At 70.9% G+C, this 15,177-nt stretch carries 12 protein-coding genes; 8 read left to right on the forward strand and 4 right to left on the reverse strand.

The genetic code is table 11. The features are described 5' to 3' along the window. Nucleotides 1-10 precede the first annotated feature (10 nt). Complete coding sequence (locus ACFYQ5_RS16420) at nucleotides 11-1,282, reverse strand: extracellular solute-binding protein (protein ID WP_389197988.1); 1,272 nt, start codon at nucleotides 1,280-1,282, stop codon at nucleotides 11-13. A gap of 360 nt (nucleotides 1,283-1,642) precedes the next feature. On the opposite strand from ACFYQ5_RS16420, the gene ACFYQ5_RS16425 reads away from it, so the two are divergent. Further along, the gene (locus ACFYQ5_RS16425) at nucleotides 1,643-2,686 is read left to right on the forward strand and encodes a LacI family DNA-binding transcriptional regulator (RefSeq protein ID WP_389197989.1); all 1,044 of its coding nucleotides are present in this window, start codon (nucleotides 1,643-1,645) and stop codon (nucleotides 2,684-2,686) included. A gap of 189 nt (nucleotides 2,687-2,875) precedes the next feature. Continuing rightward, nucleotides 2,876-3,694 (forward strand): phosphatase PAP2 family protein, encoded by an 819-nt coding sequence (locus ACFYQ5_RS16430; protein ID WP_389197990.1) that lies wholly within the window; start codon nucleotides 2,876-2,878, stop codon nucleotides 3,692-3,694. Here the strand turns inward: ACFYQ5_RS16430 and ACFYQ5_RS16435 are convergent. Continuing rightward, the gene (locus ACFYQ5_RS16435) at nucleotides 3,676-6,672 is read right to left on the reverse strand and encodes a bifunctional [glutamine synthetase] adenylyltransferase/[glutamine synthetase]-adenylyl-L-tyrosine phosphorylase (protein ID WP_389197991.1); all 2,997 of its coding nucleotides are present in this window, start codon (nucleotides 6,670-6,672) and stop codon (nucleotides 3,676-3,678) included. The two genes, ACFYQ5_RS16430 and ACFYQ5_RS16435, sit on opposite strands and share 19 nt — an antisense overlap. Nucleotides 6,673-6,820: 148 nt before the next feature. Between ACFYQ5_RS16435 and ACFYQ5_RS16440 the strand changes: the two genes are divergently transcribed. After that, a complete protein-coding gene (locus tag ACFYQ5_RS16440; RefSeq protein ID WP_389197992.1) occupies nucleotides 6,821-7,345 on the forward strand; it encodes a pyridoxamine 5'-phosphate oxidase family protein in 525 nt (174 codons plus the stop codon). 20 nt (nucleotides 7,346-7,365) lie between these two features. Here the strand turns inward: ACFYQ5_RS16440 and ACFYQ5_RS16445 are convergent, their stop codons facing one another. Continuing rightward, complete coding sequence (locus ACFYQ5_RS16445) at nucleotides 7,366-8,172, reverse strand: putative protein N(5)-glutamine methyltransferase (protein ID WP_389197993.1); 807 nt, start codon at nucleotides 8,170-8,172, stop codon at nucleotides 7,366-7,368. A 285-nt stretch (nucleotides 8,173-8,457) separates the two neighbouring features. Here ACFYQ5_RS16445 and ACFYQ5_RS16450 point away from each other — a divergent pair, with 285 nt between their 5' ends. After that, on the forward strand, nucleotides 8,458-9,711 hold the full coding sequence (locus ACFYQ5_RS16450) for an MFS transporter (protein ID WP_389197994.1): 1,254 nt from the start codon (nucleotides 8,458-8,460) through the stop codon (nucleotides 9,709-9,711). Between the two features lie 77 nt (nucleotides 9,712-9,788). Here the strand turns inward: ACFYQ5_RS16450 and glnA are convergent, their stop codons facing one another. Continuing rightward, complete coding sequence (gene glnA / locus ACFYQ5_RS16455) at nucleotides 9,789-11,150, reverse strand: type I glutamate--ammonia ligase (protein ID WP_014156604.1); 1,362 nt, start codon at nucleotides 11,148-11,150, stop codon at nucleotides 9,789-9,791. 244 nt (nucleotides 11,151-11,394) lie between these two features. Here glnA and ACFYQ5_RS16460 point away from each other — a divergent pair, with 244 nt between their 5' ends. From ACFYQ5_RS16460 to ACFYQ5_RS16475, 4 genes are all read left to right on the forward strand, one after another. Continuing rightward, on the forward strand, nucleotides 11,395-12,078 hold the full coding sequence (locus tag ACFYQ5_RS16460) for a DUF3105 domain-containing protein (protein WP_389197995.1): 684 nt from the start codon (nucleotides 11,395-11,397) through the stop codon (nucleotides 12,076-12,078). After that, complete coding sequence (locus tag ACFYQ5_RS16465) at nucleotides 12,075-12,755, forward strand: DUF305 domain-containing protein (RefSeq protein WP_389197996.1); 681 nt, start codon at nucleotides 12,075-12,077, stop codon at nucleotides 12,753-12,755. Before ACFYQ5_RS16460 ends, ACFYQ5_RS16465 begins: the two co-directional genes overlap by 4 nt. 122 nt (nucleotides 12,756-12,877) lie before the next feature. Next, nucleotides 12,878-13,303 carry a CBS domain-containing protein gene (locus ACFYQ5_RS16470; RefSeq protein ID WP_389197997.1) on the forward strand — a complete coding sequence of 142 codons (426 nt, stop codon included), beginning with the start codon at nucleotides 12,878-12,880 and terminating at the stop codon, nucleotides 13,301-13,303. A gap of 107 nt (nucleotides 13,304-13,410) precedes the next feature. Beyond that, nucleotides 13,411-15,165 carry an NAD+ synthase gene (locus ACFYQ5_RS16475; protein ID WP_389197998.1) on the forward strand — a complete coding sequence of 585 codons (1,755 nt, stop codon included), beginning with the start codon at nucleotides 13,411-13,413 and terminating at the stop codon, nucleotides 15,163-15,165. Nucleotides 15,166-15,177: the final 12 nt, after the last annotated feature.

Consider the following 15,177-nt stretch of genomic DNA (forward strand, 5'->3'; position numbering starts at 1 on the left):
CCTTCCTGGGTTACTTCCAGCCCTCGAGGAGCTTGCGGTAGGAGTCGCCGGTCGCCTTGGCGGCCTTCTCCGGGGTGGTCTGGCCGGTGAGGACCTTGGTGTACTCGACGTTCAGCGGGGCGAAGAGGCTGCCGGTCTCCGGGATCCAGGGACGCTCGACCGCGGTCTCGACGACGGGCTTGAAGAACTGGACGATCTCGCTGTCCACGGCCTCCTTCTTGGAGTACGCGGAGGTGCGGGTCGGCAGCAGGTTCAGCTCACCGGCTGCCTGCGCCTGGGACTCGACCGAGGTCATGTACTCGACGAACGCGTAGGAGGCCTCGAGGTTCTCTGAGCCCGCGTAGACGCCGAGGTTGTGGCCGCCCTGCGGGGCGCCCTGTGCGGCGGAGCCGGCCGGCACCGGGGAGATGCCCAGGTTCGCCTTGTCGGTGAACTCCTTGCCGGTGAGCGTGTCGGCCACGGCCCAGGGGCCGTTGATCATCATCGCGACGTCGCCGTTCTTGAACGACTGCATCATGTTCTCCCAGCCGTCCGTGGCGTCGGTCCTGGCCGCCCCGGAGTCGACGAGGTCCTTCACGACGCCGAACGCCTTGACGCCCTCGGCGTTGTCCACGGTGACGGTCTTCGCGTCGGCGTCGACCAGGTCGCCGCCCTCGCCGTAGAGGAAGGAGAGGAAGTAGTACGAGTCGTCGCCACGCAGGTAGAGACCGGTCTTGCCGGTCTTGTCCTTGACCTTCTCGGCGACGGTCTTCAGGTCGGCGATCTTCGCGGGCGGCTCGACACCGGCGTCCTTGAAGATCTTCTTGTTGTAGAAGACGCCCATGGAGTCGATCACCTGCGGGACCGCGTACGTCTTGCCCTTGTACTTCGTCGACGCGGCGGCCTGCTCGAGGAAGTCGTCCTGGTCCTTCAGCGCCGTGGTGCCGTCCAGCGGGGCGAGGTAGCCGAGGTCCGCGAACTCGGGGGTCCAGGCGACCTCGGAGCGGATGACGTCGGGGGCGCCGGAACCGGCCTGGGCCGCGTTCTTGAACTTGTTCTGCGCCTCGCCGAAGGGGACGTTGACGTACGTGACGTCGACCTCGGGGTGCTTCTTCTCGAAGCCCTCGGCGATCTTCTTGAAGACCTTGTCCTCGCTGCCGACGTTCGAGGTGTCCCACCACGTCACCGTGCCGGAGAGCTCGCCCGAGCCCTTGCTGCCGCCGGACTCGTCGTCGCTTCCGCAGGCGGTCGCCGCGAGCGCCAGGGTCGCGACCAGGGCGGTGGCCGTTATGCCACGTCGCATCTGAACTCCTTCAACTGCCGTACCGCTCCGTCGCGGCGCCGGGTCGACGTGAACGTAACAAGGATGAAAGACGACCGAAAGAGTTTGCGGAAGATTTCTGCAAGCTCCGTTGATCGTTACATTGGCGTGTCCGCAAGGTTGCCGTCAAGCCTCTTGACGGAAGCCCTTGCGCCCTGCCCACACCTGGCCAGGCCCGCCCTGGCGGCGGTGTGACGACCGGACCACAGCGGTCGGCAGATGCCCGCAAGGCTTTGCAAGATATTGCTACGCGAGGACCGCCCAGCGGTGAAAGCCGAAGAAGACCGCCCGAATCCCGCGCATGGTGGGCAATCCGACACACGCCCGGTACAGTCCATTGCCATGACCGCACGGCTTGCCGATATCGCAACTCAGGCGGGGGTCAGCGAAGCGACGGTCAGCCGCGTACTGAACGGCAAGCCCGGTGTCGCAGCGGCCACCCGTGAATCCGTCCTCGCGGCGCTCGACGTCCTCGGCTACGAACGCCCCGTCCGGCTGCGCCGGCGCAGTGCCGGTCTCGTCGGCCTGATCACGCCCGAGCTGGAGAACCCGATCTTCCCCGCGCTGGCGCAGGTGATCGGCCAGGCGCTCACCAGGCAGGGCTACACGCCGGTGCTGGCGACCCAGACGCCGGGCGGCTCCACCGAGGACGAGCTCACCGAAATGCTCGTCGACCGCGGGGTCTCGGGCATCATCTTCGTCTCCGGACTGCATGCCGACACCTCCGCCGACATGCAGCGCTACGAGCAACTCCGGGCCCAGGGCGTCCCCTTCGTCCTGGTCAACGGCTTCTCCCCCAAGGTGCAGGCCCCGTTCATCTCCCCCGACGACCGGGCGGCCATGCGACTCGCGGTGACACACCTGGTGGCACTGGGTCATCAGCGCATCGGCCTGGCGGTCGGGCCCAAGCGCTTCGTTCCGGTCCTCCGCAAGATAGAGGGCTTCCACGCCACGATGCGGGAGCAGCTGGCTCTCACCGCCGAGGCGGTGGAGGAACTGATCCAGCACTCCCTGTACACGCTGGAGGGCGGCCAGGCCGCCGCCTCGGCACTGATGGAACGCGGCTGCACCGCGGTGGTGTGCGCGAGCGACATGATGGCGCTCGGCGCGATCCGGGCGGCCCGCAGGCTGTCGAAGGAGGTGCCGCGCGACCTCTCGGTGGTCGGGTACGACGACTCGCCCCTCATAGCGTTCACCGATCCGCCGCTGACCACGATCCGGCAGCCGGTGACGGCGATGGGCCAGGCGGCCGTACGCACCCTGCTGGAGGAGATCGGCGGCACCCCCGCTCCGCACAGCGAGTTCGTGTTCATGCCCGAACTGGTCGTACGCGGTTCAACGGCCTCGGGGCCGGGTCCCTCCTCGGCGCCCCGCGCCCCTCGGTGACGTCAGCCGGATGTGCGACCGGCTCCCGACCGGAGGATCATCGGGCTGAGAGGGACGTATCTGGCAGACTCTGCGCCTATGGGTGAATCGCACGTGACCACACAGGAAGACCGTACGGCGGCCACCCCGTCACCGGCCATGGACGGAACGAAAACGTCCGGTTCCACGAGAGCGATCCTCCCGTCACGTATGCGCACTTCCTTCTCCCTCCGCTCGCTGCGCGCCCCGCGCCGCCCGCGTCTCTGGTTCGAGATCCTGCTGATCGCGGTCAGTTACTGGCTCTACTCGCTGGTGCGCAACGCCGTGCCCGAGCAGAAGGCCGCGGCCCTGCGGAACGCCGACTGGATCTGGTCCCTCGAGCACACCGTGGGGCTCGCCTTCGAGGAGTCGGTCAACCGGGCCGTCAATTCGGTGACATGGCTGATCGTGTCGATGAACTACTACTACGCGACTCTGCATTTCGTCGTGACCATCGGTGTGCTGATCTGGCTGTTCCGCCGCCATCCGGGCCGCTACGCGGCCACCCGCCTGGTCCTCTTCGCCACCACGGCGGTCGCGCTGCTCGGCTATTACGTCTTCCCGCTGGCACCGCCCCGGCTGATGACCGGCGGCGGCTTCATCGACACGGTGCTGCTGCACCAGACCTGGGGCTCGATGGCCTCGGGCAACTTCAAGCACATGTCGAACCAGTACGCGGCGATGCCGTCCATGCACATCGGCTGGTCCCTGTGGTGCGGTCTGACCATCTGCGCGCTGGCCAGCGCCCCCTGGGCGCGGATCCTGGGCGTGCTGTACCCCGTGGCCACGCTGGTCGTGATCGTGGCGACGGCGAACCACTTCTGGCTGGACGCGGTGGGCGGTGCGGCCTGCCTGGCGTTCGGAGCGGCGATCTCCTGCGCCTGGTACGGGACGCTGCCGCACCGCCTGCCGAAACAGGTACGGCGTCCCGGCACCGCCCCGGGCGGCGACGGGACCGGAGACCGGCGGACTCAGCCCGCGGCGCCGTAGAACCGCTCCTCCACCACCGCCCGGGCCCGCCGGGTGAGCCGCCGGTAGTCCTCCAGCATGTCCCCCACGTGCCCGGGCTCGTAGCCCAGGTAGCGCCCCACCGCCGTCAGCTCGCGCGGGTTCGAGGGGAACGTGTCCCCCGGCCGCCCCCGCACCAGCATCACCGCGTTACGCACCCTCGATGCCAGGACCCACGCCTCGTCCAGCGTCTGCGCGTCCTCCGCCGGGATCAGCTCGGCCGCGCACGCCGCCGCCAGCGCCTGTCGCGTACGCGGGGTCCGCAGTCCGGGTTCGGCCCAGCCGTGCTGCATCTGGATCAGCTGCACCGTCCACTCGACGTCGCTCAGCCCGCCGCGCCCCAGCTTGGTGTGGAGCGTCGGGTCGGCCCCACGCGGCATGCGTTCGGACTCCATCCGCGCCTTGAGCCGCCGGATCTCCCGGACCGCGTCGTCACCCAGCCCTTCCACCGGGTACCGCAGCGGGTCGACGAGCTCGACGAAGGCGCGGCCCAGCTCCTCGTCCCCGGCCACCGGATCGGCGCGCAGCAGCGCCTGGCTCTCCCAGACCAGCCCCCAGCGCCGGTAGTAGGCCTCGTACGACTTCAGGGTGCGCGCCAGGGGCCCGGTCTTCCCCTCCGGCCGCAGGTCGGCGTCGATGAGGAGCGGCGGGTCGGCGGTCGGCAGCTCCAGGAGCCGGCGCATCTCCGCGACGACGGTGTTCGCGGCCCGTGCGGCCTCCTCGTCGCTGACCCCTTCCCGGGGCCGGTGCACGAACAGGACGTCGGCGTCCGAGCCGTAACCCAGCTCGTGCCCGCCGAAGCGGCCCATGCCGATGACGGCGAACCGGGTCGGCAGGGTGTCACCCCACCGCTCGCGTACGGCGGCGCGCAGCGCCCCGGACAGGGTGGCGGCGTTCAGGTCGGTGACCGCGGAGCCCACCCGGTCGACGAGGGCGCCCGGGTCCGTCTCCGCCGGGTTGTCCTCGGTGCCGTACGAGCCGATGAGGTCGGCCGCCGTCGTACGGAACAGTTCCCGCCGCCGCACCCCGCGCGCCACCGCGACGGCCGCCTCGGCCCTCGGGGCGCGGCCGACGGCGGCCAGGATCTCCTGCTCCAGGTGGTCCCGGCTACGCGGCCTCAGCCCTTCCGGGTCGCCGAGGATGGCGACGGCCTCCGGGGCGCGCATCAGCAGGTCGGGGGCGAGCCGGCCGGCGGACAGGACCCGGGCGAGGTTCTCGGCCGCGGCGCCCTCGTCGCGCAGGAGCCGCAGGTACCACGGGGTCTTGCCGAGCGCGTCGGACACCTGGCGGAAGCCGAGGAGCCCGGCGTCCGGATCGGCGGAGTCCGCGAACCAGCCGAGCAGCACCGGCAGCAGCGTGCGCTGGATCGCGGCCTTGCGGGAGACACCCGACGAGAGGGCCTCCAGATGCCGCAGGGCGGCGGTGGGATCGGCGTAGCCGAGGGCCTCCAGCCGGACGACGGCGGCCTTGGCGCTGAGCCGGCTCTCGCCGGGCGCCAGCTGGGCGACGGCGTCCAGGAGCGGGCGGTAGAAGAGCTTCTCGTGCAGCCGCCGTACGACGGAGGCGTGCCGGCGCCACGCCCTGTTGAGCTCGGTGACCGGGTCCGTACGCAGCCCGAGGGAACGCCCGAGCCTGCGCAGGTCGGCCTCGCCCTCGGGGACCAGGTGGGTGCGGCGCAGGCGGTAGAGCTGGATGCGGTGCTCCATGGCCCGCAGGAAGCGGTACGCCTCGTCCAGCTGCGCGGCGTCCGCCCGCCCGACGTATCCGCCGTCGGCGAGGGCCCGCAGGGCCTCCAGCGTGGAGCCGGAGCGCAGGGAGCTGTCGCTGCGGCCGTGGACGAGCTGGAGCAGCTGCACGGCGAACTCGACGTCCCGGAGCCCACCGGGGCCGAGCTTGAGTTCGCGGTCGACACGGTCGACGGGGATGTTGTCGACGACGCGGCGGCGCATCTTCTGTACGTCGCCGACGAAGTTCTCCCGGTCGGCGGCCTGCCACACCAGCGGCGACACGGCCTCGACGTACTCCGCGCCCAGCTCGGGGTCCCCGGCGACCGGCCGGGCCTTGAGCAGGGCCTGGAACTCCCAGGTCTTGGCCCAGCGCTGGTAGTAGGCGAGGTGCGAGGACAGGGTCCGTACCAGCGGCCCGTTGCGGCCCTCGGGACGGAGGTTGGCGTCGACGGGCCAGATGGTGCCCTCGACGGTGGTGTCGGAGCAGATCCGCATCAGGTGGGCGGCGAGCCGGGTGGCGGCCTGCAGGGCACCGCTCTCCTCCGCGCCCTGGATGGGCTCGCCCACGAAGATCACGTCGACGTCGGACACGTAGTTCAGCTCGTGTCCGCCGCACTTGCCCATCGCGATGACGGCGATCCGGCACTGTGCCGCGTCGGAGGGCGCGGCGGCGCGGGCGATGTCGAGCGCCGCCCGCAGGGTGGCCGTCGCGAGGTCGGCGAGCTCGGCGGCGACCTGGGCGACATCGGTCGTCCCGCACACGTCACGGGCCGCTATCGACAGCAGCGACCTGCGGTAGGCGACCCGCAGCGAGTCCGGGTCGACGGCGTCGCCGAGCATGCGCTCGAACTCGGCGACCCCGGGGTGCAGATCGGTGGCCTCGTACGTGACCAGCGCGTGCCAGTCGCGCGGATGCCGCGCCAGGTGGTCCCCGAGCGCCTCGGAGGCCCCGAGGGCCCCGAGGAGCCGGTCACGCAGCGGCTTGGCCGTGATGAGCGTGTCCAGCAGGACCTGCCGCTCCTCGGTCTCCTGGGCCTCGACGAGCCGTACGAGGCTGTGCAGCGCCAGATCGGGGTCCGCTGTCGCTCCGAGGGCCTCGAAGAGGACGGGATCGGCGCGTACGGAGGAGAGCTCGGGCAGGTCCAGCAGCCGTTCGGCGGCGGACGGGTCGGTGAAACCGTGCCGCAGCAGGCGGGTGAACGTACTGCTCCTGCGTCCCGGCACCGTGGTCATCCTGAGTCTCCTGCCCGCCGATCACACCTGTCCGCCCCCCGAGCCTAGTCCCGGACCGATGAATCCGGTGCGGGGGCGGAGTCCGTACTTCGCGAGGACGATCGACACGAGGCCACGCACGCCGCGCAACCACCACTGGAGGCCCGCCATGCCGGAGAAGGACACCGCCGCTCCCGAGACCGCGCTCGACCCGCACTACAGCGGCGAGGACGCCACCGCCCGTCCGTGGGCGGAGGCCGTCGCGCTGCTGGAGGGCGCCGAGCTGTACTGGCTGTCCACGGTCCGCCCCGACGGCCGCCCGCACGTCACCCCGCTGATCGGCCTCTGGTCGGACGGCGCGCTGCACTTCTGCACGGGGCCCTCGGAACGCAAGGCCCGCAATCTGGCCGCCAACCCGGAGGTCGTCCTGACCACCGGCGCCAACACGCTGCGCGAGGGGTTCGACGTGGTGGTCGAGGGCCGGGCCGCCCGGGTGACGGACGAACGGCGGCTGATCCCGCTGGCCGAGGCCTGGGAGGCGAAGTACGGCGCCGAGTGGCACTTCGGCGTCACGGACGGGATGTTCTCCAACGGCGCGGGCGGCCGTGCGGAGGTCTTCGCGGTGACCCCCCGCACGGCCTTCGGCTTCGCCAAGGGCGACCCGTACGGCCAGACGCGCTGGCGCTTCGCCTGAGCCGGAGCCGCGCACCCTGGCTACCGGGGCCTGGTCCCGATGACGACGGTGGCGTACAGCTCCTCGGAGACGACGACGCGCGCGACGAGCCCACGGCTCCCCACCGTCTCCTCGGCGCGCGCGGCCTGCCGTTCGCTCGTCTCGACCAGCAGACTGCCGCCCGGGGCCAGCCAGTCGGTCGCCTCGGCGACGACGCGCCGCAGCACGTCGAGGCCGTCGCCGCCTCCGTCGAGCGCGACGCGCGGCTCGTGGACGCGCGCCTCGGCGGGCAGCAGCTCGACGTCCTCGGTCGGTACGTACGGCACGTTGGCGAGCAGGACGTCGACCCGCCCGCGCAGGGAACGGGGCAGGGGCGCGAAGAGGTCGCCCTCGTAGACCGTCCCGAGTCCGCCGACATTGCGCCGGGCACAGCGCACGGCGGCGGGTTCGACGTCGGCGGCATGGAGTTCGACACCGTCCAGCGACGAGGCCAGCGCCGTACCCAGCGCCCCGGAACCGCAGCAGAGGTCGACCACGACCGCCGGGGCCGGTGCGAGTGCTGCGGCCCGCGCGAGTGCCACGGCCTGCGCGACGAGGAATTCGGTACGCCGCCGGGGCACGAACACCCCGGGGCCCACGGAGATCCGCAGCCCGCAGAACTCGGCCCAGCCGAGCACGTGTTCAAGCGGCAGACCGGCTACCCGGCGTTCCAGCATGGCGGCGAGTCCGGCGGGGCCGGACGCCGTGGAGAGGAGGAGTTCCGCTTCGTCCTCGGCGAAGACACAGCCGGCGGCACGGAGCGTGGTGACGAGGGTGGAGAAGGTGAGCGACGGGGCGAATTCCTGCATGGGGCGGAGCCTTTCGGATGAACCGATGGGCGCTCCGCGCTCGCTCAGGCCCGGTCGGCCACGCGACGGCGAGGGGTGAGCGCCCAGCCTGCTGAAGCGGTAATGGGTCTCACCTCCTGGGTCGGTCCCGGTCTCGGGACGCGTCACACTACCGGAAGCCTCCTTCCACCGGCTCCCGCGTCCCGTTCGTTCGCCGCGCGCCGGGGCCACTTCCTCTGCCCCGCACAGAAGTGTACGTTCGTACATACTCGCGCTCGCGCGCCGTTCTCGTGAAAGACGTATCTGATGGACCTGGCCACCCGTCGCCGCCGGACGGCGTTGTTCCTCTTCTTCCTGATACCCGGCTTGGCGGTCTCCTCCTGGGTGACGCGGACGCCCGACATCAGGGACCAACTCGGCGCTTCCACGGCCCAGATGGGGCTCATCCTGTTCGGTCTGTCCGTCGGCTCCATGCTCGGCGTCCTCGGCTCCGGGGCGTTGGTGGCACGGTTCGGCACCCGGCCGGTCATGGGCGTGGGGACGACGCTGGTCGTCGTCAGCATCGTGGTCATCGGCTGCGGGACCCTGCTCACCTCGGCACCCACCGTCACGGCCGGGCTGTTCCTCTTCGGCGCCGGAATGGGCGGTGGAGAGGTCGCGGTCAACATCGACGGCGCCGAGGTCGAGCAGCTCATCGGCCGGACGGTGCTGCCCACCCTGCACGGCTTCTTCAGCCTCGGCACGGTCGTGGGCGCCGCGGTCGGCATCCTGTGCACCGCCGTCGAGTTCCCGGTGCAGTGGCATCTGACCGCCGTGGCCGCCGTCACGGCCGGCATGTTCGTGTACGCCGTCCGCGCCATCCCCGCCGGCGTCGGCAGGACCAAGGGCGCCCGGTCGGCCGGGGGCGGCACGGCGCCGGCCCGTGCGGCCGTGTGGAAGGACAGGCGGCTCCTGCTGATCGGCGGCGTCATCCTCGCCATGGCACTGGCGGAGGGCGCCGCCAACGACTGGCTGCCGCTGCTCATGGTCGACGGCCACGGCGTGGACCCCGCCCTGGGATCAGCGGTCTACGCGGGCTTCGCCGCCGCCATGACGATCGGCCGCTTCGGCGGCGGCTTCTTCATCGACCGCTTCGGCCGCGCCCCGGTCGTCCGGGCCAGCGCGCTGTCGGCGGCCGCCGGCCTGGCCCTGGTCATCTTCTCCGACTCCCCCGTCGTCGCCGGTGCCGCGGTGCTCTTCTGGGGCCTGGGGGCCTCGCTGGGCTTCCCCGTCGCCCTGTCCGCGGCCGGCGACTCGGGCCCCGATTCGGCGGCCCGCGTCAGCCTGGTGGCGATGATCGGCTACGTCGCGTTCCTCGTCGGCCCACCCGGGCTCGGCTTCCTCGGCGACCACTACGGGCTGCGCTCCGCCATGATCCTCGTCCTGGGCTTCGTCGCCGTGGCGGTCTTCCTCGCCCCGTCCGTCGGCGCCCGCCGCAGCACACCGCCGGAAGTCCACACCGCGCAGGCGCACGCGCCCGATGCGGCGCAGGGCGACGCCCGGACGGCACGGCGCGACTGACACCGGACGGCCCCTCGCGGACGAAACGGCCTCGGGCCGACGGTGTCGCACCGTCGGCCCGAGATCGCGTGCAGGGATTACAGCACCGGCAGCAGGTTCTTCAGCTCGAAGGCCGTGACCTCGCTGCGGTACTCCTCCCATTCCTGCTTCTTGTTGCGCAGGAAGAAGTCGAAGACGTGCTCGCCCAGCGTCTCGGCGACCAGTTCGCTCTTCTCCATCAGCGAGATCGCCTCGCCCAGGTTCTGCGGCAGCGGCTCGATGCCCATCGCGCGGCGTTCCGAGTCGGAGAGCGCCCAGACGTCGTCGTCGGCGCCGGCCGGGAGCTCGTAGCCCTCCTCGATGCCCTTGAGACCCGCGGCGAGCAGCACCGCGTACGTCAGGTAGGGGTTGGCGCCGGAGTCGATGGAGCGGACCTCGACGCGGGCCGAGCCGGTCTTGCCGGGCTTGTACATCGGGACGCGGATCAGCGCGGAGCGGTTGTTGTGGCCCCAGCAGATGTACGAGGGGGCCTCGCCGCCGGCACCGGCGGAGCGGCTGGAGCCGCCCCAGATGCGCTTGTACGAGTTGACCCACTGGTTGGTCACGGCGGAGATCTCGGCGGCGTGCTTGAGCAGGCCCGCGATGAAGGAGCGGCCCACCTTCGACAGCTGGTACTCGGCGCCCGACTCGTAGAAGGCGTTGCGGTCGCCCTCGAAGAGGGAGAGGTGGGTGTGCATGCCCGAGCCCGGGTACTCCGAGAACGGCTTCGGCATGAAGGTGGCCTGCACACCCTGCTCCAGCGCGACCTGCTTCATGACCAGGCGGAAGGTCATGATGTTGTCGGCGGTGGAGAGCGCGTCGGCGTAGCGCAGGTCGATCTCCTGCTGGCCGGGGGCGCCCTCGTGGTGGCTGAACTCGACGGAGATACCCATCGATTCGAGCATGGTGATCGCCTGGCGGCGGAAGTCCATGCCGACGTTCTGCGGGGTGTGGTCGAAGTAGCCGGAGCTGTCGGCCGGGGTGGGGCGGCTGCCGTCGACCGGCTTGTTCTTCAGCAGGAAGAACTCGATCTCCGGGTGGGTGTAGAAGGTGAAGCCCAGGTCGGAGGTCTTCGCGAGGATGCGCTTGAGGACGAAGCGCGGGTCCGCGAAGGAGGGCGAGCCGTCCGGCATCAGGATGTCGCAGAACATCCGCGCCGTCCCCGGGGCCTCCGCGCGCCACGGAAGGATCTGGAACGTGCCGGGGTCCGGCTTGGCGATCATGTCCGATTCGTATACACGGGCGAAGCCCTCGATCGCGGAGCCGTCGAAACCGATGCCCTCGTCAAAGGCCTGTTCGAGCTCGGCCGGGGCCACGGCGACGGACTTGAGGTAACCGAGAACATCGGTGAACCACAGCCGTACGAAGCGGATGTCGCGCTCCTCAAGGGTCCTGAGGACGAATTCCTGCTGCTTGTCCATAGCCACATCCTTGCAGTTCAGACGGTCCGTGCACCACCGCCCGGGGTAGGGGAGACACCTCAGTATCACGACCCGGGATTTCACCCAGATTACGCACACGGTGTGAGAGACAGCACGCGGCCACCCACTACGATCGGCGCCCATGGTGTGCAAGGGCCGCAGCCGCTCGGCCACGGTCCTCCGCGCCCAGGTTTTCCGCTCCGCTCCCGTCCCTCCCGACCCCTTGGCAGAAGGACCCGACGTCATGAGCTTCGACCGCAGGACCCGCACAGAGCAGATGCGCAACGCCGACCGTGCGCGCGACCGCCGCAACCGGGTCGTCGCCATAGGCCTGAGCGCCGTCGTGGTCGCCGGCCTGCTGGGTTTCGGCTCGTACATGCTCCTGGAGAAGTCCGAGGCGAAGGAGAGGACCGAGGGCGGGCAGGCCGGCCTGGCCCAGGACTCCAAGCAGACCGAGCAGGAGAAGAAGGGGCTCGCCGCCGAGCCGATCGCGGGCGAGAAGACGTGGGACGCGAAGCTGCTGACCCGCAAGCACGTCGAGACCGATGTGAAGTACCCCATGCGGCCGCCCGTCGGCGGGGACCACAATCCGGCCTGGCTGAACTGCGACGGCGTCGTATACGAGAAGGCCGTCCGGGACGTCAACGCCGTGCACGCCCTGGAGCACGGCGCGGTCTGGGTGACGTACAACGACAAGGCGACCGGCTCCGATGTCGACGCGCTCTCCTCCCGGGTCAGGAGCACCCCGTTCTCCCTGATGTCCCCGTACGAGGGCCAGGCCGGGGCGATCATGCTGAGCGCCTGGGGCAAGCAGGTCACCGTGGACGGCGCGGACGACCCGCGGGTGGCCCGGTTCTTCGCGAAGTACGTCCAGGGCGCGCAGACACCCGAGCCGGGCGCGCCCTGCACCGGCGGGGTCGACGGGTGAGCCCCGCCCTCGACCGCCGCACACGGTGGGTGGCGGGCTCCGCCGTGGCCCTCGCCCTGCTGTTCGCCGGTGCGGCGACGGTCGCCGCCGCACGGGACGACGGGGCCGCGCCCGGCCCCCGTACGCCTGCCGCCGGGTCGGCGGACGCGGGCTTCGCCCGGGACATGGCCGTCCACCATCAACAGGCCGTGGAGATGTCGTTCATCGTGCGGGACGGGACGCGGGACGAGGATGTGCGGCGTCTCGCGTACGACATCGCCAACACGCAGGCCAACCAGCGGGGCATGCTGCTCGGCTGGCTGGATCTCTGGGAGCTGCCGAAGACGGCGCCCGACGGGCAGGGCCCGATGGCCTGGATGCAAGGCGGCGGCCACAGCGGCCACGCCATGCACGGCATGGAGGGCATGGACCACGACGGGGCCCTCATGCCCGGCATGGCGACCAGGGCGGAGCTGGAGCGGCTGGCTGAGGCCCGTGGCAAGCAGGCCGAGATCCTCTTCCTGCAGCTGATGACCGACCACCACGAGGGCGGCGTCGCGATGGCCCGCGGCTGCGCCGAGCGGTGCACCGTGCCCGTGGAGAAGCGCCTCGCCCAGGGCATGGTCGAGGCACAGCAGTCCGAGCTGGACCTGATGGCGGACATGCTCGCGGCACGGGGCGCCACGCCCCGTACCTGAGCGCGGGACCGCCCCGGTACGCCCGAACGGGTGACAGCAGTCGCGTACGCCGGGCGGGCCCCCGACGATGGAAGGACTCGGGGCCGTACAGCAGTGCCCACCGGCACGCAGGAGGCAACCCCATGACCACGGCCAAGGACATCATGCACACCGGGGCCCACTGGATCCCCGCCCACGAGACACTCGACCGCGCCGCTCAGATGATGCGGGACCACAAGGTGGGGGCGCTTCCCGTCTCCGCCAACGGCGAGCAGGACCGGATGGTCGGGATCATCACCGACCGCGACATCGTGATCAAGTGTGTGGCGTCGGGGCGCGATCCGTCGCAGATGACGGCGGGCGAGCTCTGCGACGGCACCCCGCGCTGGATCGAGTCGACGGCTGATGTCGACGCGGTGCTGGAGGAGATGCAGAGCCACCGGATCCGCCGGCTCCCGGTGGTCGAGGACAAGAAGCTGATCGGCATGATCAGCGAGGCCGATCTTGCGCTGCACCTCTCGGACGAGCAGGTCGCCGGCTGGGCGGAGAAGGTCTACTCACGCGCCTGACCCCCTACGGGGCCGGGCACGCCGTTCGACTCCGTCCGGGGCGGGCCGCCGCTTCCGGACGGGGACACGCCAGGACATCGCGTCAGTCAGACGATTACACTGGCCTCGTGCCTCAACTACGTCTCGCACTCAATCAGATCGACGCGACCGTCGGTGACCTGGCCGGCAACTCCGAGTCGATCGTCCACTGGACCCGGCACGCCGCGGAGCAGGGTGCCCACCTGGTGGCGTTCCCCGAGATGGTGCTGACCGGGTATCCCGTCGAGGACCTGGCCCTGCGCTCGTCCTTCGTCGAGGCCTCGCGGACCGCGCTGCGCGCGCTCGCCGCCCGCCTCGCCGACGAGGGCTTCGGGGAACTGCCGGTCGTCGTCGGCTATCTCGACCGCTCCGAGCACGCCGCGCCGCGCTACGGACAGCCCTCGGGGTCCCCGCGCAACGCCGCCGCGGTGCTGCACCGCGGGCAGATCGCGCTGAACTTCGCCAAGCACCACCTGCCCAACTACGGCGTCTTCGACGAGTTCCGGTACTTCGTGCCGGGCGACTCGATGCCCGTCGTGCGGGTGCACGGCATCGATGTGGCGCTCGCGATCTGCGAGGACCTGTGGCAGGACGGCGGCCGCGTCCCGGCCGCGCGCGCCGCGGGGGCCGGACTGCTGCTGTCGATCAACGCCTCCCCGTACGAGCGGGACAAGGACGACACCAGGCTGGAGCTGGTCCGCAAGCGGGCTCAGGAGGCCGGCTGCACGACGGCGTACCTCGCGATGATCGGCGGCCAGGACGAACTGGTCTTCGACGGGGACTCGATCGTCGTCGACAAGGACGGCGACGTCATCGCCCGCGCACCCCAGTTCGCCGAGGGCAGCGTGATCCTCGACCTGGACCTGCCGGCCGCCGCGGCCGAGGCGCCGTCCGGGACCGTCAACGACGGGCTGCGGATCGACCACGTGGTCCTCGGCGAGACACCGCTTCCCTCCTACGAGCCGGAGTACGCCGGAGGGTACGCGGAGCGGCTCGACGACGACGAGGAGCTGTACTCGGCGCTGGTCGTGGGCCTGCGCGCGTACGCGGCGAAGAACGGTTTCAGGAGTGTCCTGATCGGGCTCTCCGGCGGCATCGACTCGGCGCTCGTCGCGGCGATCGCGTGCGACGCGCTGGGGGCTCAGCACGTGTACGGCATCTCGATGCCGTCGAAGTACTCCTCGGACCACTCCAAGGGTGACGCGGCCGAGCTGGCCCGGCGCACGGGGCTGAACTTCCGCACCGTACCGATCGAGCCGATGTTCGACGCGTACATGGGCTCGCTGGAGCTCACCGGTCTCGCCGAGGAGAACCTCCAGTCGCGGCTGCGCGGCACGATGCTGATGGCGGTCTCCAACCAGGAGGGCCAGATCGTGCTGGCCCCGGGCAACAAGTCCGAGCTGGCGGTGGGCTATTCGACGCTCTACGGGGACTCCGTCGGCGCGTACGGGCCGATCAAGGACGTGTACAAGACGTCGGTGTTCCGCCTCGCGAAGTGGCGCAACCGGGCCGCCGAGGAGCGCGGGCAGACCCCGCCGATCCCGGAGGCCTCCATCACCAAGCCGCCGAGCGCCGAACTGCGCCCGGACCAGGTGGACACGGACTCGCTGCCGGACTACGACGTGCTGGACCGCATCCTGGAGCTGTACGTCGACCGGGACCAGGGCCGGGACGCGATCGTGGCGGCCGGATTCGACGACGCCCTGGTGACGAAGACGCTGCGGATGGTGGACACGGCGGAGTACAAGCGGCGGCAGTACCCGCCGGGCACGAAGATCTCGCCGAAGGGCTTCGGCAAGGACCGCCGGCTGCCGATCACGAACCACTGGCGGGAGTCGAGCTGACCCGTGGCGCCG

Origin of the sequence: Streptomyces sp. NPDC005794 (assembly GCF_042871445.1) — a bacterium.
Lineage (GTDB): Bacteria > Actinomycetota > Actinomycetes > Streptomycetales > Streptomycetaceae > Streptomyces.